Source organism: Franconibacter daqui, assembly GCF_014644275.1.
GTDB lineage: Bacteria > Pseudomonadota > Gammaproteobacteria > Enterobacterales > Enterobacteriaceae > Franconibacter > Franconibacter pulveris.
In genome coordinates, this window is the sequence record NZ_BMKJ01000004.1 from 86,316 (window position 1) to 107,856 (window position 21,541).

General features: G+C 57.1%; 20 protein-coding genes. 10 read left to right on the forward strand and 10 right to left on the reverse strand.

Annotation, left to right across the window (positions count from 1 at the left end):
• Positions 1–11: 11 nt before the first annotated feature.
• The 3 genes from trmL to cpxR form a co-directional block, all read right to left on the reverse strand.
• Positions 12–485 (reverse strand): tRNA (uridine(34)/cytosine(34)/5-carboxymethylaminomethyluridine(34)-2'-O)-methyltransferase TrmL, encoded by a 474-nt coding sequence (gene trmL, locus IEX01_RS14435; protein WP_024557895.1) that lies wholly within the window; start codon positions 483–485, stop codon positions 12–14.
• 125 nt (positions 486–610) lie between these two features.
• Complete coding sequence (cpxA, locus tag IEX01_RS14440) at positions 611–1,984, reverse strand: envelope stress sensor histidine kinase CpxA (RefSeq protein ID WP_024557896.1); 1,374 nt, start codon at positions 1,982–1,984, stop codon at positions 611–613.
• Positions 1,981–2,679, reverse strand: a complete 699-nt coding sequence (cpxR, locus tag IEX01_RS14445) for an envelope stress response regulator transcription factor CpxR (RefSeq protein WP_024557897.1) — start codon at positions 2,677–2,679, stop codon at positions 1,981–1,983. The genes cpxA and cpxR overlap by 4 nt, the downstream gene beginning before the upstream one ends.
• 150 nt (positions 2,680–2,829) lie before the next feature.
• Between cpxR and cpxP the strand changes: the two genes are divergently transcribed.
• The 6 genes from cpxP (at position 2,830) to IEX01_RS14475 (ending at position 9,096) form a co-directional block, all read left to right on the forward strand.
• The gene (gene cpxP / locus IEX01_RS14450) at positions 2,830–3,339 is read left to right on the forward strand and encodes a cell-envelope stress modulator CpxP (protein ID WP_024557898.1); all 510 of its coding nucleotides are present in this window, start codon (positions 2,830–2,832) and stop codon (positions 3,337–3,339) included.
• Between the two features lie 260 nt (positions 3,340–3,599).
• A complete protein-coding gene (gene fieF, locus IEX01_RS14455) occupies positions 3,600–4,505 on the forward strand; it encodes a CDF family cation-efflux transporter FieF (RefSeq protein WP_024557899.1) in 906 nt (301 codons plus the stop codon).
• Between the two features lie 181 nt (positions 4,506–4,686).
• Positions 4,687–5,649: a 6-phosphofructokinase gene (gene pfkA, locus IEX01_RS14460; RefSeq protein ID WP_188724073.1), complete on the forward strand. Its 963-nt coding sequence runs from the start codon at positions 4,687–4,689 to the stop codon at positions 5,647–5,649.
• 145 nt (positions 5,650–5,794) lie between these two features.
• Positions 5,795–6,784, forward strand: a complete 990-nt coding sequence (locus IEX01_RS14465; RefSeq protein ID WP_024557901.1) for a sulfate ABC transporter substrate-binding protein — start codon at positions 5,795–5,797, stop codon at positions 6,782–6,784.
• Positions 6,785–6,964: 180 nt separating this feature from the next.
• The gene (locus tag IEX01_RS14470; RefSeq protein ID WP_188724074.1) at positions 6,965–7,729 is read left to right on the forward strand and encodes a CDP-diacylglycerol diphosphatase; all 765 of its coding nucleotides are present in this window, start codon (positions 6,965–6,967) and stop codon (positions 7,727–7,729) included.
• A gap of 62 nt (positions 7,730–7,791) precedes the next feature.
• Positions 7,792–9,096 (forward strand): SLC13 family permease, encoded by a 1,305-nt coding sequence (locus IEX01_RS14475; RefSeq protein WP_188724075.1) that lies wholly within the window; start codon positions 7,792–7,794, stop codon positions 9,094–9,096.
• Between the two features lie 64 nt (positions 9,097–9,160).
• Here IEX01_RS14475 and tpiA read toward each other — a convergent pair whose 3' ends face one another.
• Together tpiA and IEX01_RS14485 are read right to left on the reverse strand one after the other, a co-directional pair.
• Entirely contained in the window at positions 9,161–9,928 is a 768-nt protein-coding gene (gene tpiA / locus IEX01_RS14480) for a triose-phosphate isomerase (RefSeq protein ID WP_024557904.1), read from the reverse strand.
• Positions 9,929–10,035: 107 nt separating this feature from the next.
• On the reverse strand, positions 10,036–10,635 hold the full coding sequence (locus IEX01_RS14485; protein ID WP_188724076.1) for a DUF1454 family protein: 600 nt from the start codon (positions 10,633–10,635) through the stop codon (positions 10,036–10,038).
• Between the two features lie 112 nt (positions 10,636–10,747).
• Between IEX01_RS14485 and IEX01_RS14490 the strand changes: the two genes are divergently transcribed.
• Complete coding sequence (locus IEX01_RS14490) at positions 10,748–11,167, forward strand: DUF805 domain-containing protein (RefSeq protein ID WP_024557906.1); 420 nt, start codon at positions 10,748–10,750, stop codon at positions 11,165–11,167.
• Between the two features lie 2 nt (positions 11,168–11,169).
• Here IEX01_RS14490 and fpr read toward each other — a convergent pair whose 3' ends face one another.
• From fpr to IEX01_RS14515, 5 genes are all read right to left on the reverse strand, one after another.
• Entirely contained in the window at positions 11,170–11,916 is a 747-nt protein-coding gene (fpr, locus tag IEX01_RS14495; RefSeq protein ID WP_188724077.1) for a ferredoxin--NADP(+) reductase, read from the reverse strand.
• Between the two features lie 94 nt (positions 11,917–12,010).
• Positions 12,011–13,021, reverse strand: coding sequence for a class II fructose-bisphosphatase (gene glpX / locus IEX01_RS14500; protein ID WP_188724078.1), 1,011 nt, complete (start codon positions 13,019–13,021; stop codon positions 12,011–12,013).
• Between the two features lie 106 nt (positions 13,022–13,127).
• Positions 13,128–13,670, reverse strand: a complete 543-nt coding sequence (mtlR, locus tag IEX01_RS14505; RefSeq protein WP_024557909.1) for a mannitol operon repressor MtlR — start codon at positions 13,668–13,670, stop codon at positions 13,128–13,130.
• Positions 13,671–13,718: 48 nt separating this feature from the next.
• A complete protein-coding gene (mtlD, locus tag IEX01_RS14510) occupies positions 13,719–14,867 on the reverse strand; it encodes a mannitol-1-phosphate 5-dehydrogenase (protein ID WP_188724079.1) in 1,149 nt (382 codons plus the stop codon).
• Positions 14,868–15,041: 174 nt separating this feature from the next.
• On the reverse strand, positions 15,042–16,970 hold the full coding sequence (locus tag IEX01_RS14515; RefSeq protein WP_024557911.1) for a PTS mannitol transporter subunit IICBA: 1,929 nt from the start codon (positions 16,968–16,970) through the stop codon (positions 15,042–15,044).
• A 501-nt stretch (positions 16,971–17,471) separates the two neighbouring features.
• Between IEX01_RS14515 and IEX01_RS14520 the strand changes: the two genes are divergently transcribed.
• From IEX01_RS14520 to selB, 3 genes are all read left to right on the forward strand, one after another.
• Positions 17,472–18,080 (forward strand): glutathione S-transferase, encoded by a 609-nt coding sequence (locus IEX01_RS14520; protein WP_188724080.1) that lies wholly within the window; start codon positions 17,472–17,474, stop codon positions 18,078–18,080.
• Between the two features lie 122 nt (positions 18,081–18,202).
• Positions 18,203–19,594 (forward strand): L-seryl-tRNA(Sec) selenium transferase, encoded by a 1,392-nt coding sequence (gene selA, locus IEX01_RS14525; RefSeq protein ID WP_024560066.1) that lies wholly within the window; start codon positions 18,203–18,205, stop codon positions 19,592–19,594.
• Positions 19,591–21,438, forward strand: a complete 1,848-nt coding sequence (selB, locus tag IEX01_RS14530) for a selenocysteine-specific translation elongation factor (RefSeq protein ID WP_188724081.1) — start codon at positions 19,591–19,593, stop codon at positions 21,436–21,438. Before selA ends, selB begins: the two co-directional genes overlap by 4 nt.
• Positions 21,439–21,541: the final 103 nt, after the last annotated feature.

Below are 21,541 nucleotides of genomic sequence, written 5' to 3' on the forward strand. Positions count from 1 at the left end.
ATCTTTACCGGCTAGCTGCGTAAAACCGCGCCCGGATATCCCATCTGACGCCACGCTTCATAGACTACTACCGAAACCGAATTCGACAGATTCATGCTGCGGCTGTCCGGCATCATCGGAATGCGAATTTTTTGCTCTTTCGGCAGCGCGTCGAGAATCGTTGCGGGGAGCCCGCGTGTTTCCGGACCAAACAGCAGATAATCGCCTGCCTGATAGCTCACCGCGCTATGCGCAGGGGTGCCCTTGGTTGTTAAGGCAAACAGGCGCTGCGGCTTTTCCGCTTCGAGAAACGCGGCATAATCGTGATGGCGGGTGACGGCGGTAAATTCATGATAGTCCAGTCCGGCGCGGCGCAGGCGTTTGTCATCCCAGGTAAACCCCATCGGCTCAATAATATGCAACCGAAAGCCGGTATTGGCGCACAGGCGGATAATGTTGCCGGTATTAGGTGGGATTTCAGGTTCAAACAAGACGATATTCAGCATACAACTCCCCTTTACGAGGGGCGCAGAATAACAGAATTGGCGGATGGGAGACACACGCGCCGGCACCACTTTCTTCAAAGGCAAAGACTGATGGCTCCCTCCCGGCTTTGCGAGGGAGCCGCGTCTCAGGATCGTTGGTAGAGCGGCAGCCAGAGCGTCAGACGCAAGCCGCCAAGCGGGCTGTCGTCCGCTTTCACCCAGCCGCGATGCTGCTGAATCGCCGTTTCGACAATCGCCAGACCCAGCCCGGTACCGCCAGATTCACGGTCGCGCGCCTCATCGGTACGGTAGAACGGCCGGAAGATTTGCTCTCTGTCTTCGGGGCTGACGCCAGGGCCGTCATCGTCAACGTTAATGGTGATGCCCTGTTTATCTACCGAAAACGCCACGGCAATCTTGGTGTGCGAGTAGCGCAGCGCGTTGCGGACAATATTTTCCAGCGCGCTTTCCAGCGCGTTTGGGTTGCCATAAAGCGGCCAGGGTCCTGGCGGATAGGTCACTTCAAACGTTTTACCCATCTGTTCAGCTTCAAACGCCGCATTATCAAGCACTTCATTCCAGAGCTGATTCGCCTTCATGGTTTCGCTAACCAGCGCGTTCTTCTGCTGATTACGCGACATCACCAGCAGATCGTTAATCATGCTGTCAAGCCGCTGGGCTTCAGTCTCTATGCGCTCCAGCTCTTTGCTTTCGCCGCTGCGACGGCGCAATAGGGCGGTGCCAAGCTGCAGGCGCGTGAGCGGCGTACGCAGTTCGTGCGAGATATCGGAAAGCAGGCGCTGTTGGGTCGTCATCATGCGCTCCAGCGCCGTGACCATCTGGTTAAAGCTGGCCCCCGCAGCGATAAATTCCTGCGGGCCTGCTTCGAGCTCCGGATGCTGCCGCAGGTTGCCGCGGGCTACTTCGTCGGCTGCGTTTTTAAGCTTGCGGGCCGGGCGTGCCAGGCTCCAGGCGAGCCATAACAACAGCGGCGCGCTCACCAGCATCGTCACGATAAGCAGCAGCAACGGCCTGTCGAACAGCAGATTAATAAAGTCAGATTGCGAACTGCTTGCCGGGCGAATGAGGTAAAGCTGATAGTTATCTTCGCCATCGCGCACCGAAAACGGCCCAACCAGCTCAACGCGGCCATATTTTTTCTTTTGCGGGTGATCGGCGTTATCAGACTGACCAATAAAGTTGCGAATTATCTGCATTTCATTGCGTTCTGCGCCGATAACGCGACCTTCGCTGGTCACCAGCAACAGGCGCTGCCCCGGCGGCGCCCATTTATCGATGGCGCGAAAAAGACGGCGCCACCACATCAGATCGTTCGGCGGGTCGTTTTCCAGCTCGGCTTCAACATGCTGCTCAATCATTACGCCCTGACGCTGTTCGCTTTCCAGCAGTTCCGTCATCTGACGGGTGTCCAGCTTTGGCAGCATCAATACCAGCATCAATACCAGCGCCAGCGTTAACCAGAAAATGGCGAAGATGCGGGCGGTAAGGCTGCCTATCATGAAGTCGCCACCATCAGGTAGCCGCGACCGCGCAAGGTTTTAAACCAGGGATGACCATCTTTGCGATCCGGCAATTTGCGGCGCAGGTTGGAGATATGCATATCAATGGCGCGGTCGAACGGCGTCAGGCGCTTGCCAAGCACTTCCTGGCTTAAATGTTCGCGCGAAACCACCTGGCCCAAATGCTGAGCCAGCAGGTAGAGCAGGGTAAATTCGGTGCCGGTCAGCTCCAGGGTCTGGCCGTCGAAACTCGCCTCCTGGCGTCCAGGATTGAGGCTTAACGCGTCAACTTCCAGCGTCGGCGAGCCGCTGTCGCTGTTTTGCTGCTGCTCGCTCCAGTGCGAGCGGCGCAAAATAGCGCGGATGCGTGCGACCAGTTCGCGGTCATTAAACGGTTTAGGGAGATAGTCATCGGCGCCGAGTTCAAGGCCCAGCACGCGGTCCAGCTCGCTGCCTCGGGCGGTGAGCATAATAACGGGAGTCTGGTGAGTCTGGCGCAATTCTTTAAGCGTATCGATACCATTTTTTTTCGGCATCATTACGTCAAGCAAAAGCAGGTCAATGCTGTCATCCAGGAGGTCGAGCGCCTGCTCCCCGTCATGGGCAACGAGTACGTTAAAGCCTTCCATGTCGAGCAATTCCTTTAACAGGGAAGTCAGCTCGCGGTCATCATCAACTAACAAAATTTTATTCATTGTTAAGTACCTCCGAGGCAGAAATTACGTCATCAAGGCTCGCTAATCCATGACTTTACGTTGTTTTACACCCCCTGACGCTTGTTTGCAGCCCAAATCGTAGACTCATTTTCGTGGAATCGCAGCACACAAGTTTTTCAGGAGTCAGTGATGCGCAAAGTTACTACTGCCGTCATGGCCTCAACACTGGCGTTAGGTGCCTTGGCCAGCCAGGCTGCTGAAGTCGTAAACGGCGATAACTGGCATCCGGCTGAAGCGCTTTCACAACGTAATAGTGTGCAGAGCCATATGTTTGACGGCATCAACCTGACAGAGCAACAGCGTCAGCAAATGCGGGACCTGATGCAGCAGGCGAGGCACGAGCAGCCCCCTGTTAATGTTAGTGAAATGGACACCATGCACAGGCTGGTGACCGCAGAAAATTTTGATGAAAACGCTGTGCGCGCTCAGGCAGAAAAGATGGCGCAGGAACAGGTCGTCCGCCAGGTCGAAATGGCGAAGGTGCGAAACCAGATGTTCCGCCTGTTAACGCCCGAGCAGCAAGCGGTTTTAAATGAGAAGCATAAGCAACGTATGCGACAGCTTCGTGAAGTGGCGCAGGTCCACAGGCCCGACACGCCACCTGACATTTTTAGTAGCAGTACCCGTAGTAACCAGTAACAACCCTGTTTTCCTTGCCATAGACACCATCCCTGTCTTCCCCCTCATGACGAGGGGGTTTTTTTTGTCTTTTTTCCGCACCCGCCATGGGCTTAACCTGTTAAGTTCAGAAAAGATAGCGGCGGCCGTGCGTCATAGATGAAAATACAGCAAGAATGGTCTTTTTCCTTCGCGAGAACAGACGTACTGCAGTGCGCTTTTTTTCACCTTTGTGTGCAAGGCTATCCGTTATACTTGCCGCTTAAGGTGCTGGAGTCGTTATGGTTCATAATTATGCGCAACTGGTAAACCGGGCCGCTGTCGCCGCCACGGTCATGGCTTCGCTGCTGCTGATCATCAAAATTTTCGCCTGGTGGTATACCGGTTCTGTCAGCATTCTGGCGGCGCTTGTGGATTCGCTTGTGGATATCGCCGCCTCGCTCACTAACCTGCTGGTGGTGCGCTATTCCCTGCAGCCTGCGGATGAAGAACATACCTTCGGCCATGGGAAAGCGGAGTCTCTGGCGGCGCTGGCGCAAAGCATGTTTATTTCCGGATCCGCCCTGTTCCTCTTTTTAACCAGCATCCAGCATCTGGCGCAGCCGGAGCCTATGAACGAACCGGGCGTGGGGATGGTCGTCACCCTTATCGCGCTCGTTAGCACATTGTTGCTGGTGACGTTCCAGCGCTGGGTTGTGCGTAAAACCCGCAGCCAGGCGGTACGCGCGGATATGCTTCACTATCAGTCTGATGTTATGATGAACGGCGCGATTCTGGTTGCGCTGGCGCTGTCGTGGTATGGCTGGCACCGTGCCGATTCGTTGTTCGCGCTCGGTATTGGCATCTATATTTTGTATAGTGCCTTACGAATGGGGTACGAGGCGGTGCAGTCTTTGCTGGATCGCGCTTTACCTGATAACGAACGTCAGGCAATCATTGATATCGTCTCCTCCTGGCCCGGCGTCAGAGGAGCGCACGATCTTCGCACGCGGCAGTCAGGGCCGACCCGCTTTATTCAACTTCATCTGGAAATGGAAGATAATTTGCCGCTTGTTCAGGCGCATTTGGTTGCTGAACAGGTGGAACAGGCGATTCTGACGCATTTTCCGGGGTCAGATGTGATTATTCACCAGGATCCTTGCTCGGTAGTACCCCAGCCGCAGCAGGGGCAGTTTGAACTTAAGTAAACCGCTGTTAACGCCCTCAGGCGCAGCCATTTTTGGTAAAAGTCAGTATCCTGTGGCCTGACCTGAATCAATTCAGCAGGAAACGCTTAAGTTACTATTTGCAGCATGGTCGGCCGTTTCGCCTGAGCGCGGCGGTATTCGGCAACAGAATTCATTTTGTATTCTACGTTCAGAGGTAGTCATGATTAAGAAAATCGGTGTGTTGACGAGTGGCGGTGATGCGCCGGGCATGAACGCTGCTATTCGTGGCGTGGTCCGTGCGGCTTTAACAGAAGGGCTGGAAGTATTCGGCATTTATGATGGCTACCTGGGCCTGTATGAAGACCGTATGGTTCAGCTCGACCGCTACAGCGTTTCCGACATGATCAACCGCGGTGGCACCTTCCTGGGCTCTGCGCGTTTTCCGGAGTTCCGTGAAGAGCGCATCCGCGCCGTGGCTATCGAAAACATGAAAAAACGCGGCATTGATGCGCTGGTGGTCATTGGCGGCGACGGCTCCTACATGGGCGCCAAGCGCCTGACCGAAATGGGCTTCCCGTGCATCGGCCTGCCGGGCACTATCGATAACGACGTAGCGGGCACGGATTACACTATCGGCTACTTCACCGCGCTGCATACCGTTGTTGAAGCGATTGACCGCCTGCGCGATACCTCTTCTTCTCACCAGCGTATCTCCATTGTAGAAGTGATGGGCCGTTACTGCGGCGACCTGACGCTGGCGGCAGCCATTGCGGGCGGCTGCGAGTTTATCGTGTTGCCGGAAGTGGAATTCAACCGTGAAGATCTGGTAGCGGAAATCAAAGCCGGCATCGCGAAAGGCAAAAAACACGCTATCGTCGCCATCACCGAGCATATCTGCGATATCGACGAACTGGCGAAGTATATTGAATCAGAAACGAAGCGCGAAACCCGCGCTACCGTGCTGGGCCATATTCAGCGCGGCGGCTCTCCGGTGCCTTACGACCGTATCCTGGCTTCCCGCATGGGCGCTTACGCTATCGAACTGCTGTTGCAGGGCCACGGCGGCCGCTGCGTGGGCATTCAGAACGAGAAGATGGTGCATCACGACATCATCGACGCTATCGAAAATATGAAGCGTCCGTTCAAAGGCGACTGGCTGGAGTGCGCCAAAAAGCTCTACTAAGTTAGTAAAAAGCCGGGGAAACCCGGCTTTCTTTTTCTTTGTGATATTCCTCGCAGTTATAGCCAATCTTTTTTTATTCTTTAATCAACGCAGCGCTTTCTGGCACGCTCTTTTCATCACAACATAACTTTTGAGAGAACGTGCGATGAACAAGTGGGGAGTAGGGTTAACATTACTGTTGGCGTCGACGAGCGTACTGGCGAAGGATATCCAGTTATTAAACGTCTCCTACGACCCAACTCGTGAACTGTACGACGCTTATAACAAAGCGTTCAGCGCGCACTGGAAGCAAGAAACCGGCGATAACGTCACTATTCGGCAGTCGCACGGCGGTTCCGGCAAACAGGCGACCTCGGTAATTAACGGTATCGAGGCGGATGTGGTGACTCTCGCGCTGGCCTATGACGTAGACGCCATCGCAGAACGTGGCCGCATCGATAAAAACTGGATCCAGCGTCTGCCGGACAACTCGGCGCCTTACACCTCTACCATCGTTTTCCTGGTGCGTAAGGGCAACCCGAAACAGATCCACGACTGGAACGACCTGATTAAGCCGGGCGTATCGGTGATTACGCCGAACCCGAAAAGCTCCGGCGGCGCTCGCTGGAACTATCTGGCTGCATGGGGCTATGCCCTGCATCAGAACAACGGCGATCAGGCCAAAGCGCAGGATTTCGTCAAAGCGCTCTATAAAAACGTTGAAGTGCTCGACTCCGGCGCGCGTGGTTCAACGAACACCTTCGTCGAACGTGGCATTGGCGATGTGCTGATCGCCTGGGAGAACGAAGCGCTGCTGGCGGCCAACGAGCTGGGTAAAGATAAGTTTGAAATCGTCACGCCGAGCGAGTCTATCCTTGCTGAACCGACCGTTTCCGTCGTGGATAAAGTGGTCGATAAAAAAGGCACCAAAGCGGTGGCGGAGGCTTACCTGAAATACCTCTACTCGCCGGAAGGCCAGGAAATTGCGGCGAAAAACTTCTATCGCCCGCGTGATCCGGCGGTAGCGAAGAAGTATGAAAATGAATTCCCGAAACTGAAGCTGTTCACCATTGATGATGTCTTCGGTGGCTGGACAAAAGCGCAGAAAGCGCACTTCGCTAACGGCGGCACTTTCGATCAGATCAGTAAACGCTAAGCATCACGGGCCACAGGGAGGTGGCAATCCAGAAAACAAGGCGGGTAAGCGTGGCGCTACCCGCTTTTTCTTGCCCTACGCCCCGTTAAACCCTCAATGGCCGCCTTAAACGTTTATTTCGCTCATGCCTGCGACTTTTTTGCGCTACGCTCTCACTCTTAAAAAGAAAAAGGACGAAGCATGAAGCGAACGCTGTACGTCACCGGCGTGCTCTTTGCCTTACTGGCAGCAGGGGCTGCGCTGGCCTGGCATCATTTCAAACCTGGTAACCCCGACGTGCTGCGGCATATTGTGACCGCACAGTGCGTACCCCATCAGCAGCGCGAAAATAATCCGGCTCCCTGCGCGCAGGTCAATCTTGCAGATGGCTATGCGGTGCTGAAAGACCGCAACGGGCCGCTCCAGTATTTATTGTTGCCAACCTATCGCATCAACGGTATGGAAAGCCCGCTGCTGCTTGAGGCGAGAACGCCGGATTTTTTCTGGCAAGCCTGGCAGGCGCGACGTTTCATCAGTGAAAAACGCGGCGAGAAAGTGCCGGATGAAGCGATATCCCTGACCATAAACTCCCGGCTGGGGCGCACGCAAAACCATCTGCATATTCATATCTCTTGCCTGCGCCCGGACGTGCGCCAGCGTCTCAATGAGAGCGTTCACCAGATAAGCAGCCAGTGGCAACCTTTTCCCGGCGGCCTGCGCGGCCACGATTACCTGGCGCGGCGCGTGACGGAGCCAGAACTTTCAAGGCGCAGCCCGTTTATGATGCTGGCAGAAGAGGTGCCGCAGGCGCGAGGCCATATGGGGCGTTACGCGCTGGCGGTGGCGAAGCAAAACGATGGCTCGTTTATCTTGCTGGCGACGGCGCGCAACCTGCTCGACTTCAACCTGGCTTCGGCGGAAGAGATTCAGGATCACGACTGCGGCATCCTCAATTCTCAGGGGTAAAGCCGCGTTTACTTAGCAGTGCGGCAGTGTAAACTTGCCTGAATTTTCAACAGGAGACAGGTATGTCGCACTGGTTTTCTCACCCTCTGTTTCTGCCCACGCTGGTTATTTTTATCACTATTATCCTGTGGGCGACCTCGCTGCTGGCGGAGTTTATTACCGCGCTGCTGTTTTTCACGGTAGCGATGATGTTAAAAATCGCCCCGCCGGAGACCATCTTCAGCGGTTTTGCCTCCTCCGCTTTCTGGCTGGTGTTCAGCGGCTTCGTGCTCGGCGTGGCTATCCGTAAAACCGGTCTGGCCGACCGGGCCGCCAGGGCGTTGTCGGCGCGGCTTACCGGCGAATGGTGGCAGATGGTCGGCAGCGTTGTGTTGCTGAGCTACGCGCTGGCGTTTGTGATGCCTTCAAACATGGGACGCATCGCGCTGCTCATGCCGATTGTGGCGGCGATGGCGAAGCGCGCCGGCGTGGAAGAGGGCACGCGCGGCTGGTACGGGCTGGCGCTGGCGGTGGGGTTCGGCACTTTTCAGCTCTCCGCCACCATTCTGCCCGCCAACGTGCCGAACCTGGTGATGAGCGGTGCGGCGGAAGGCTCTTACGGCCTGCACCTTAACTATCTCCCCTATCTGCTGTTGCATACCCCGGTACTCGGTCTTCTCAAAGGGATGATATTGGTTGCGCTTATCTGCTGGTTGTTTCCGGGCAAAGCGCAGCCACCGCAGCATTTGCCGCCCACGCAGCCGATGAGCGGCGCGGAAAAGCGGCTCGCCTGGCTGCTGCTGGTAGTGTTAGCGCTGTGGGTAACCGAAAGCTGGCACGGCATCGGCCCTGCCTGGACCGGCCTTGCCGCAGCCGTCGTTACGCTGCTGCCGCGCGTGGGTTTTATCTCGGGCGAAGAATTTTCCAGCGGTGTGAATATGCGCACCTGCATTTACGTTGCGGGCATTCTCGGGCTTGCTACCACGGTAACGCAAACCGGGCTTGGCCGCGCGGTGGGCGAAGCGCTGCTGCACGTGATGCCGCTTGATCCGGACAAGCCTTTCACCAGCTTTGCGGCGCTGACGGGCATTACCACGGCGCTGAATTTCATTATGACCGCGAACGGCGTACCGGCGCTTTATACCACGCTCGCGCAAAGCTTTTCGCAGGCGACAGGTTTTCCGCTGCTCTCTGTGATTATGATTCAGGTGTTGGGCTATTCAACACCGCTGCTGCCTTATCAAGCCTCGCCGATAGTGGTGGCGATGGCGCTTGGCAAAGTGCCTGCCCGGGCGGGCATGAAGCTCTGTCTGTGGCTGGCGGTCGCGACCTTTCTGATTCTGCTGCCGCTGGATTACGGCTGGTTTCAACTACTTGGCAAGCTCTGAAATAAAAAGCCCGGCAGCGATGCGCTTGCCGGGCTTTAAGCCGTGGGGCGGATAAACGACGCGATTACGCTTGCTTAGCTTCCGCCGCCGCTTTCACGATGACAGCGAAAGCATCCGCTTTCAGCGACGCGCCGCCTACCAGCGCGCCGTCGATATCCGGCTGCGTGAACAGCTCAGCGGCGTTAGCAGCGTTTACGGAGCCGCCGTACTGAATGATGACCTGCTCAGCGATTTTAGCGTCGGCTTTAGCGATATGGTCGCGGATGAACTTGTGTACCGCCTGCGCCTGCGCCGGCGTAGCGGATTTGCCGGTACCGATAGCCCATACCGGTTCGTAAGCAATCACTACGCCTTCGAAAGCGGCTGCGCCCTGCGTTTTCAGCACGGCGTCGATCTGACGAGCGCAAACTTCTTCCGTTTTACCCGCTTCGTTTTCCGCTTCGGTTTCACCAATGCACAGCACCGGCACCAGACCCTGCTCTTTCAGCACGGCGAATTTTTTGGCGATGAACTCGTCAGACTCCGCGTGGTAGGTGCGACGCTCGGAGTGGCCGATAATGATGTACTTCGCGCCGATATCTTTCAGCATTTCAGCGGAAGTTTCGCCGGTGAAGGCGCCGGACAGGTTTACGTCAACGTTCTGCGCGCCAAGAATGATATGGCTGCCTGCAGCGGCCTGCTTCGCCAGATCCAGGTACATCGCTGGCGGGGCGATTGCCACGTCGCAGCCGGTTACGCCCGCCAGTTCTTTACGCAGGTTGCCGATAAGCTCGTTAACCATGTGGCGGTTGCCGTTGAGTTTCCAGTTACCCATCACTAAAGGATGTCGCATTTTTATTCTCCACGCGCTAGGCGAATTAAGGAATATTGCTGCCCTTCAGGGCAGCGCGGTCTGTGAAACAGTATAGAGATTCGCGTACGGAAAGGCTTTGCTTTTTGTCATTTATTGTTGCCTTCCAGAGTATCCGTAAGTGCAAGCTTAATCGGTTCAACAGCGAAAGTTAGCCCCTTTTCGCCGCTATCTGAAACCACATAGCGAATCGCTCCTTCCGTCTGGCTAAAGTAGCGCTGGTTTTTCCCGGCGCTCAGCAAACGCGTCAGCCGCGCCTGGCTTTGCGCAGCCGATAGCCCCGGCGTAAAGCTTCTTAATACCGCCGCCATATACTGCAACGCTTTCGCTCTGGCGGCTTTCTGTTCCGGCCCCTGAATCGGCAGCCAGGTTATCTGCATACTTTTAATTTTTAACGTGCCGCGCTCAAGCGCCGTTGAGGCATACAGGTTTTCATTGATTTTGGTCGCCGCCCGGGTGAGGTTCGTTTTATCGCGGCTGGTTTCAATGGCGCGAAATTCATTCAGCGGTAAACCAGGGTTGGTAGTATTGAAACTTTCCCGGAAGCGGGAGATGGTGATATCAAATACGGGCGCGCCTGGCAGCAGATAGGGCGCGGCGGGCGTCTCGCTTTCTTCCGGCGTCAGCGGATCGGCATGGCCTGCCGCCAGCGGCAGTATCAACAATAAGGCATAAGGCAGAAACTTCATGACACCCACTCCCGGTTGCTTGTCACAGCGATTAAAACGAGAAGCGGCGGCCTTGTCAAAAAGGCGTCGCGCCAGGGTAAACTACGCGGCATTACGATAAAAGGAAGATGGCATGACCTTACAGCAATGGTTATTTTCGTTTAAGGGCCGCATTGGCCGCCGTGATTTCTGGGTATGGGTCGTTTTATGGCTGGTCGCCATGACGGCGCTGTTTATGCTGGCAGGCAACGATATGCTGAATTCGCAAACGGCGGCGTTTATGCTGGTTTGCCTGCTGTGGCCAACCGCGGCGGTGATGGTAAAACGTCTGCACGATCGGGGGAAATCGGGCGCATGGGCGTTTTTATTCATCCTCGCGTGGATGCTGCTGGCAGGCAACTGGGCCATACTGGCCGGCGTCTGGCAGTGGGCCGTGGGGCGCTTTATCCCCACGCTGATTATTGTGATGTTGGTCATCGAACTGGGCGCCTTTATCGGCACCCAGGGCGAAAACAAGTACGGCAAAGAGACGCTGGATGTGAAATACCGCTGAGATTACCAGTAATGCTCGGCCGTCATGTGGCCCGGACGACGACGCAAATGTTTGGTCATCTGCCGGGTATCTTTTAACAGCTGTTGGGTATCGCGCACCATTTGCGGATTGCCGCAGAGCATTACATGGCTGGTTTGCGTATCCATCGGCAGCCCGACCGCGTCTTCCAGCGCGCCGCTGCTAATAAGCGCAGGCACGCGCCCTGTAAGCGACCCTGCCACTTCTTCGCGGCTCACCACAGTCTGAATGCGCAGCTTGCCTTCATAGCGCTGCTGTAGCACCAGCATCAGCGGCAAATAGCTTAAATCTTGCGCATAGCGCACGGCATGCACCAGCACGATATTGTTAAAGCGGTCCAGATCTTTGCCTTCCTGCAAAATGGAAAGATAGGGGCCGATGGCCGTCCCCGTGGCCAGCATCCACAGCGTTTCGCATTCCGGCACCTCTTCCAGCACGAAAAAGCCCGCCGCGTCGCTAACCAGCATCACTTCATCGCCAGGCTTCATGGCGTGCAGGCGCGGACTGAGCTTCCCCTCCGGCACGGTGACCAGATAAAACTCAAGGTCCGGATTGCCCGGCGCGTTGACGTAGGAATAGGCGCGCTGCACGCGTTCGCCGTCAATCTCCAGCGCCAGTTTGGTAAATTGGCCAGCAGTAAACGGCGCCACAGGCGCATGAACAATGAGAGAAAAAAGAGCATCGGTCCAGTGCTCAACCCGTACGACTTTACCGGTGACCCAATCCGCCATCTTGCACTCCTGTCATTACTTTTGCTTTATCTTCGCCAGGGGGAGCGGAGATTTCCAGCCCGCCGGGGCCGGAAAGCTCATTCAGACAAATGTCTTAAAGTATATGCGTTTGTACGTCCGGATCTTTGCGATCCAGGTAATGGATTGATTTTATGCGGCGAATGGTGCGGGATTTGCCCCGAATCAGCAGCGTTTCGGTGGTGGCGATATTGCCCTTGCGGCTGATGCCGTCAAGAAGATCGCCTTTGGTGATGCCGGTGGCGGAAAAAATCACGTTATCGCTGCGCGCCATCTCATCAAGCCGCAGTACTTTATCCGCTTCGATGCCCATCTGTCGGCAACGATCCAGCTCCTGCTCGCCAATGGCGCGGTTTTCCGGCGTATCGCCTTTTACCTGATGGCGCGCCAGCAGGCGGCCCTGCATATCGCCATCCAGCGCGCGGATAACGGCGGCGGAAACCACCCCTTCGGGCGCGCCGCCGATGCCGTAAAGCACATCCACTTCGCTATCTGGCATACAGGTGAGGATAGAGGCCGCCACATCGCCATCGGGAATCGCGAAAACGCGTACGCCCAGCTGCTGTAGCTCAGCGATAACCGCATCATGGCGCGGTTTCGCAAGCAGGGTGACGGTCAGTTCGCACAGCGGCTTATGTAGCGCGCTGGCGATGTTATAGAGATTTTGCGCAAGCGGCAGGTTAAGGTCGATAACGCCTTTCGCGCCAGGGCCGACAATCAGCTTTTCCATATACATATCCGGCGCGTTCAGGAAGCTGCCTTTATCGCCCACCGCCAGCACCGCCAGCGCGTTAGCCTGGCCCATCGCCGTCATGCGGGTGCCCTCGATAGGGTCGACGGCGATATCCACCGCGTCGCCTTTGCCGGTGCCCACCTGCTCGCCGATGTAGAGCATCGGCGCTTCGTCTATCTCTCCTTCGCCAATCACGATCCGCCCGTCGATATTGACCTGGTTGAGCATGATGCGCATGGCGTGCACCGCGGCGCCGTCAGCGGCGTTTTTATCGCCGCGGCCAAGCCATTTATAGCCCGCCAGCGCGGCGGCTTCCGTAACGCGGGAAAATTCGATAGCAAGCTCTCGTCTCATAACTCATTCTCACAAAGTAAATTGCGACGGAGTGTAGCACAGCGTGGGAAAGGCCTGATATTGGGCAGGATAGGCGCTGGGTAACGAGGTTACGCCACCGCCGGAGTCACTTTTTTTGAAATGCTTTTTTTAAGCTGATTTTAGAAATCAGCTCAGTCAGGGAGAGCACCATGGTGGAACGCAGGATCTGCTGATAACGCTGCTTTTGCATCGCCAGCAATTCCGTGTCGCCGCCTTCGATCAGGGTCGGCGCCGGCGGCAGCGCGGCTACGCAGTGCAGCTCGCCAAAAGGGCCGAGGATCTCGTCATCGGTAAAGAGATATTCGTTACCGTCATGATTCAGCTCTTCGCGCAGCGCCATCAGCAGCTCGCAATCTTCATATTCCGCACGGCTAATCACGCCAAGACCATAGATGAGCTTAAGACGAACGGAGAGATCGCCCAGCGGGCCATCGCCATCAAGCAGCGGTTCGACGGCATATTTCACCGCGTAGTCATCTTTGCGGAACACCTGAAGCACCAGGATATTTACCGCCTCGGTCAAAAGCTCCACGGCGGCAATCAACAGGCTTCTTACGGTTTTGCCAGCATTCAGACGCTCAAGCACTCGGTTTTCAAAGGCCTGTGTTTCTTCCATCGTTGCCTGCATATCTGACAATAAAACGCCGGGCGCAGACTCAGCCGCGCCCGGTACTCATTACGCTTTCGCGTTGTATTCTTTAATGATTTCAGCGACCACGTCGCTACCTGCGTCGAGGCCGGAAATCTGCACCAGCGTCTCTTTCGGGCCCTGTTTCTCAATAAGCTCAGCCAGCTCTTGCGCCTGCGGATCCTGCTCGCTGCGGTAGTGCATCGCGGCGGCAATCCCTTTCACCAGATTATGGTGAGGCAGATTGTATTCCAGCGTACCGAGCAGCGGTTTAATTAAGCGATCTCCGGCGTTCAGCTTGCGCAGCGGCTGACGGCCTACGCGCTCCACATCATCTTTCAGATACGGGTTTTCGAAGCGGCCAAGAATTTTTTCGATATAGGCCGCGTGCTTCGCGTCGTCAAAACCGTAGCGCTTGATCAGCACCGCGCCGCTCTCTTCCATCGCGCCTCTGACCACGAGGCGAATTTTCTCGTCCAGGATGGCGTCGCGAATGGTCTGATGACCGGTCAGTTTTCCGAGGTACGCGGTTATAGCATGTCCGGTGTTTAGCGTGAAGAGCTTACGCTCGACAAAAGCCATCAGGTTTTCGGTGGGCTCCATACCCGCAATGGCCGGCAGTTGGCCTTTGAATTGCGTTTTATCGACAATCCACTCGCTGAAGGTTTCTACGGTCACTTCCAGCGGGTCGCTGCTGGCGGAGGCGGCTGGCGGCACGATGCGGTCCACAGCGGAATCGACAAAGCCTACGTGATCTTCCATCCAGGCGATATTTTCCTGCGACAGCGCTTTCAGCACATGATCTTTTAACTGCGAGGTGCCGCGCACCATGTTTTCACACGCGATAATATTGAGCGGCTGGTTGTTGCCCTGCGCTTTGCGCTTTGCCAGGCCTTTGGCAATCGTCGGCGCGATACGCTCCAGGATTACCGGGCCGACCGCGGTGGTCACCAGGTCAACCTGCGCGATAAGGTCTACCACTTCTTCGCCCGCGCTGCTGACCGCGCTTACGCCCGATACGGTCTCGACCTGCTCCTGTTCGCCGACTACATGAACCTGGTAGCTGCGACGTGCGTTCAACGCGTCCAGCACCGCCTGGTTTACGTCGGCGAAAGTCAGTTCAATGCCCGCGTCCGCTAACAGTTTGCCGATAAAGCCACGTCCAATATTACCTGCGCCGAAATGTAATGCTTTCATTGTCTGAACCCTTCTTAAACTTGAGTCGTTCGCCCGAGAGGGCTGGGGAAAGAGGTGTTGCAGAAACTCCCTTTCCCTTGCCCTCTCCCGAGGGGGAGAGGGAAGGGTTGCCCTGGTGCAGGCAAAACCTTCAACGTTAAAAGGGAGAGGGACTGTCATCCTCTCCCTGATACATCAGGCCGCTTTTTTACCGGCCAGCAGATCAAGCACTTCCTGAACGTTGGTGGTGTGCGCCAGACGCTCAATTACGCTCTCATCATCCAGCGCGTTAGTCAGGCTGGTGATAACTTGGATATGTTCATTGTTACGCGCCGCGATGCCTATCACCAGCCGGGCGATATCGTCTTCTTCTTCGCCGAAGCGTACGCCCTGCGGATACTGGCAGAAGACGACGCCGGTTTTCAGTACGCGATCTTTCGCTTCAACAGTGCCGTGCGGAACGGCGATAGACTCGCCCAGGTAAGTCGGGGTCAGCTTTTCACGCTCCAGCATCGCCTCAACATATTCCGGCTGCACATAACCGCCTTTCACCAACTGCTCGCCTGCGAAACGGATAGCTTCTTCTTTGGTCGCCGCGGTACGGCCGAGGAAGATGTTTTCCGCGCCCAGCCTGAAGAGGTTGCTGCTGCTGTCGTCAAAGCTGTCCTGCAGGCTGGTGCGTACTTTCGCTTCGTTGTCAGTATGGCGCTGCGCGGCAACCAGACGTTCGGTCAGGTTGGTGTACAGGCCGCTGTCGAGGAAGTTGGTCAGCGAAATGTGCTGCGCCTGCGGCGCCTGGCGCATAGCGCGCTCGGTCAGGTCGCGGTGGGTAATGACCACGTCCACGTCCGACGGCAGACTGTTAATCGCGCTGTTGGTTACAGAGATATTGCTCAGGCCGGCATCCTGCACTTTCTTACGCAGCACGCCCGCGCCCATGGCGCTGGAGCCCATACCGGCGTCGCAGGCGACGATGATTTTACGCACGTGGCTCAGGTCGTTAGTCACATCGCCAGCGGCCAGCGGGGTGGCTGCCGTCGCGCCTTTGGACTGCGCTTTCATATCGTGCATGCGACGGGTCGCCGCTTCCAGATCGTCTTCTTCTTTCACCTTGCTGGTTTTCAGCAGGATAGAGGAGATAACGAAGGAAACCGCCATGGCCGCAAAGATAGCCGCGAGGTTTGCAAAGTAAGCGCCTTTCGGCGTCATCGCCAGCACCGCCAGGATAGAACCCGGAGAAGCCGGAGAAACCAGGCCGCCGTTCAGCACGCTCAGGGTGAACACGCCGGTCATACCGCCGAGGATAACGGCGATCAGCAGACGCGGGTTCATCAGCACGTACGGGAAGTAGATTTCGTGGATACCGCCCAGGAAGTGGATGATAGCCGCGCCGCCAGCAGACTGTTTAGCGCTGCCGCGACCGAAGAAAATGTAAGCCAGCAGCACGCCCATCCCCGGACCCGGGTTAGCTTCAATCAGGAAGAAGATAGACTTGCCGAGTTCATGAGACTGCTGAATGCCCAGCGGCGAGAAGATGCCGTGGTTGATGGCGTTGTTAAGGAACAGGATTTTCGCCGGCTCAACAAAGATGGACGCCAGCGGCAGCATGTCGTGAACCACCATGAAGTTGACGCCCGCAGCCAGCGCTTTGGAGAGAACTTCAACGGCCGGACCGATGCCAAGGAACGCCAGAATCGCCAGGATCATACCGATGATGCCGGCGGAGAAGTTGTTCACCAGCATTTCGAAGCCGGATTTGATTTTGCCGTCAACCCAGTTGTCGAAATGTTTAATGGCCCAGCCGCCCAGCGGGCCGGCGATCATCGCGCCGAGGAACATCGGCATGTCGGCGCCGACGATAACGCCCATGGTCGTGATAGCGCCTACTACGCCGCCGCGGTCGCCGCCAACCAGACGGCCGCCGGTATAACCGATAAGCAGGGGCAGCAGATAGGTGATCATCGGACCCACGAGCTTCGCCAGCGTCTCGTTCGGCAGCCACCCCGTCGGAATGAATAATGCGGTGATAATACCCCACGCGATAAACGCGCCGATATTGGGCATTACCATATTGCTGAGAAAACGACCAAAGCTTTGCACTTTGATCTTGATATCGGATGACATAAAACACCCCTTCTTATGGTTACGCGCAGGCCAGCAGCCCGAGGTTTATTGTTAACGTGGCGGCAGAGGTAGCCGGCCGAATGCTCTGGATGACGCGAATCTGGCACCGAATAAAGCAACTGTCCAGATGGTGGGTTTAAGTGTGATCTATATCACATGAAGCGAGGGGGATCAGGGGCTTATTTAGTGACTTCAATCACAAAACATTCGTGTAAAAAAAGAACGATGACGAATTTATGAACGTAAAAACGATGAAAACGTGAATAATGTCACAATTTAATGTGGCGTTTTTGTTTTTATTTTGTGATCTAAATCACATGCGATTTTTCCTTCTTTTTATTCTCTGTGATCGACCGCAAACTGCCTGGCGGCGCATTGCCGCGCTGTAATTTTATTACGCATGTACCGGCCCTCAGTATAGCGCGTTCCCGCCCGCCTGCTTTTAACGTAACCTGAGCCATACTTAGCCACTGTCGGCGTTGACGCATAAAGGAGCAGGCCATGAAGCTTATCGGTAGTTACACCAGCCCGTTTGTCCGGAAAATCTCAGTCATTCTGCTGGAGAAAGGCATTACCTTCGAGTTTGTTAATGAATCGCCTTACGCGGAGCAAAGCGGGGTGGCGCAATACAACCCGTTGGGCAAGGTGCCGGCGCTGGTGACCGACAGCGGCGAGCAGTGGTTCGATTCACCGATTATCGCCGAATACCTTGAACTGCTCGAGGCTGAGCCAGCCCTGCTGCCGCGCGACCCGCATGAGGCGTTGAAAGTGCGTCAACTGGAAGCGCTGGCCGATGGCGTGATGGACGCCGGGCTGGTCCATGTGCGTGAACTGCAGCGCCCGGCAGCGCAACAGTCGGAAACGGAACTGCTGCGCCAGCGGGAGAAAATCAGCCGTGCGCTTGATGCGCTGGAGCAGCATACCGCCAACGGCACGCTGAGCGCGGATAACCTCTCTGTTGCGACCATCGCGGCAGGCTGCGCCATCGGCTATCTTAACTTCCGCCGCGTTTCGCCGGGCTGGTGCGTTAACCGACCTCATCTGGTAAAGCTGGTAGAAACCTTATTCCAGCGCGAAAGCTTCGCTCGTACCGAGCCGCCGAAAACCTGAAGCTCTCTTCTCCTTTACCTCCCGGCGTAAACGCGCCGGGCTTCGCGTAAAGCGCTACGGCAACTGAATCTCCTGTTATTTGGTGGTAGATTAGCGCTAAATTCAGCCAACCTACATTTTTCATGACAAGCCAGACTTCTTCACTTTACAGCCAGCTGCCCGCCACGGACCGGCTGCTGCGCGCTGCGGCGTTTCAACCCGTGCTCGACAGCTACGGACACAGCCAGGTCGTGGGTATCCTGCGCACATTGCAGGATGAAGCGCGGCAGACCATTCGCGAAAGCCAGACGCTGCCCGACTGGTGCGCCGACTGGGCGAAAGAGACGGTTTCTCGCCTCCAGAGCCGCACGCAAAGCGCGCTACGCCCGGTTTACAACCTCTCAGGCACGGTGCTGCATACCAATCTTGGCCGCGCTTTGCAGGCGCAGGCGGCGGTAGACGCCGTTACGCAGGCGATGCAGTCCCCCGTCACGCTGGAATACGATCTCGACGGCGCCGGACGCGGCCACCGCGACCGGGCGCTGGCCGACCTGCTTTGTCAACTCACCGGCGCGGAAGACGCCTGTATCGTTAATAACAACGCGGCGGCGGTGCTGCTGATGCTGGCCGCCACGGCGGCAGGCAAGGAGGTGGTGGTTTCCCGCGGCGAGCTGGTGGAAATTGGCGGCGCGTTCCGTATTCCGGATGTCATGCGCCAGGCGGGGTGCAGACTCGTGGAAGTGGGCGCCACTAATCGCACGCACCTGAAAGATTACCGCCAGGCGGTAGGAGAAAATACCGCGCTGCTGATGAAGGTGCATACCAGCAATTACGCTATTGAAGGCTTCACCAAAGCGGTGGAAGAGACCGAACTGGCGGCGCTCGGCGAGGAGCTTGGGGTGCCGGTGATTGCCGATCTCGGCAGCGGCTCGCTTATCGATTTAAGCGAGTACGGCCTGCCAAAAGAGCCGATGCCGCAGGCGCTTATCGCGGCGGGCGTAAGCCTGGTGAGTTTTTCCGGCGACAAACTGCTTGGCGGCCCACAGGCGGGGATCATCGTCGGCAAAAGGGCGCTTATCGAACGTCTGCAGACGCACCCGCTCAAGCGTGCGCTGCGCGCCGACAAGATGACGCTGGCGGCGCTGGAGGCGACGCTTCGTCTTTATCTGCACCCTGAAACGCTGACGGAAACGCTGCCTACGCTGCGCCTGTTAACCCGTAGCGCCGACGCAATCAATGAGCAGGCGCAGCGGCTGTTACCAGCTTTGCAGGCGCGCTATGAGGCGGAGTTCACCGTCCAGGCGATGCCTTGCCTGTCGCAGATTGGCAGCGGTTCGCTGCCGGTTGACCGCCTGCCGGGCGCGGCGCTGGCTTTTACGCCGCGCGACGGGCGCGGCAGTCGTCTGAACGCGCTGGCCGAGCGCTGGCGCGCGCTGCCAAAACCGGTAATCGGCCGCATTTATGACGGCCGCTTATGGCTTGATTTACGCTGCCTTGAAGATGAGGCGGGACTGATGGAGATGTTGTTGCAATGATTATCGCCACCGCCGGGCATGTGGACCACGGCAAAACCACGCTGCTTGAACGGCTTACCGGGATTAACGCCGACCGTCTGCCGGAAGAGAAAAAGCGCGGGATGACTATCGATCTCGGCTACGCCTACTGGCCGCAGCCGGATGGCCGCGTTATCGGCTTTATCGACGTGCCGGGGCATGAGAAGTTTCTCGCCAATATGCTGGCAGGCGTGGGCGGCATCGATCACGCGCTGCTGGTCGTGGCGTGCGACGACGGCGTGATGGCGCAAACCCGCGAGCATCTCGCGATTCTGCAACTCACCGGGCAACCGGCCCTGACCGTGGCGCTCACTAAAGCGGACCGGGTGGATGACGCGAGAGTGGAAGCGGTACGTGAAGAAGCGCTCGCTACGTTGCGGGCGTTCGGCTGGCGGGAAGCGAACGTGTTTGTCACCGCCGCCACGCAGGGGTTAGGCATTGACGCGCTGCGCGCGCATCTGAGCCAGTTGCCGGAGCGGGAGCGCCTGACCGCGCACCGATTCCGCTTAGCGATAGACCGTGCTTTCAGTGTAAAAGGCGCGGGGCTTGTGGTCACCGGCACCGCGCTTTCCGGCGAGGTTAACGTGGGCGAGACCCTGTGGCTTACCGGCGCGGAAAAACCGATGCGCGTGCGCGGAATGCATGCGCAGAATCAGCCCGTTGAACAGGCGCATGCGGGGCAACGTATCGCCCTGAATATCAGCGGCGAGGCGGAAAAGGCGGATATTACGCGCGGCGACTGGCTGCTTTCGCAAAAGCCGCTGGCGGCGGTCGAGCGGGTCATTGTTGAACTACAGCGCCACGCCCCGTTGCAGCAGTGGCAGCCGGTGCATATTCATCACGCCGCGAGCCATATCACCGGGCGCGTATCGCTGCTGGAAAACGATCTGGCGGAGCTGGTGCTGGATTCCCCGCTGTGGCTTGCCGATAACGACAGGCTGGTGCTGCGCGATATCAGCGCTCGCGTGACGCTGGCGGGCGCGAAAGTCGTGCTGCTGGAGGCGCCAAAGCGCGGCAAACGCCAGCCTGAATTTTTAGGCTGGCTGGCAAAGCTTGCCCGTGCGCAAAGCGATGCGGAGGCGCTGTCGCGCCACCTTGAGCGCGGCGCCGTTTCGCTTTCCGCCTTTGGCTGGGCGCGGCAGCTCACGCAGGCGGGGCTGCGGGACCTTATTTCCACCCAAAGCGTGCTACAGGCGGGTGACTACGCGCTGAGCGAAGGGGTGGCGCAGCGCTGGCGGGAAAAATTGCTCGCCACCCTTGCCCGCTATCATGAAAGCCACCGCGAAGAGCCAGGGCCGGGACGCGAGCGGCTGCGCCGCATGGCGCTGCCCTCTGAAGCGGAGCCGCTGGTGCTCGCGCTCATTGAACAGATGCGCCGCGATGGCGCGCTGGCCAGCCGCGAAGGGTGGCTGCACCTGCCGGGCCATGAAGCTGGCTTTAACGCCGCTCAGCAGGCCGTCTGGGAGAAAATCGCGCCGCTGTTTGGCGACGAACCCTGGTGGGTGCGCGACCTGGCGCGCGAGGCGGGAGAAGAAGAGCAGGAGATGCGCCAGCTGTTGCGGCTGGCGGCCCAGCAAGGGTTTATCACCGCGATCGTTAAAGATCGCTACTATCGCCACGATCGCATTGTGGCCTTCGCCGACATGATCCGCGATCTGGATCGGGAGAAAGGAACGACGGTTGCCGCTGATTTTCGCGATCGCCTTAATGTTGGCCGCAAACTGGCGATTCAAATCCTCGAATATTTTGACCGTATCGGCTTTACCCGTCGTCGCGGCAATGAACATCTGTTACGCGACAGCGCGCTTTTCCACCTCGCGGAATAAACCCGAAAGTGTGGAAATAACGGCTTGTTTATTTTCACACTTTTTTGCTGTTATTACTGGAAATACTATTGATTTTTATGGTTTTTATTTGAGCGCATACCGT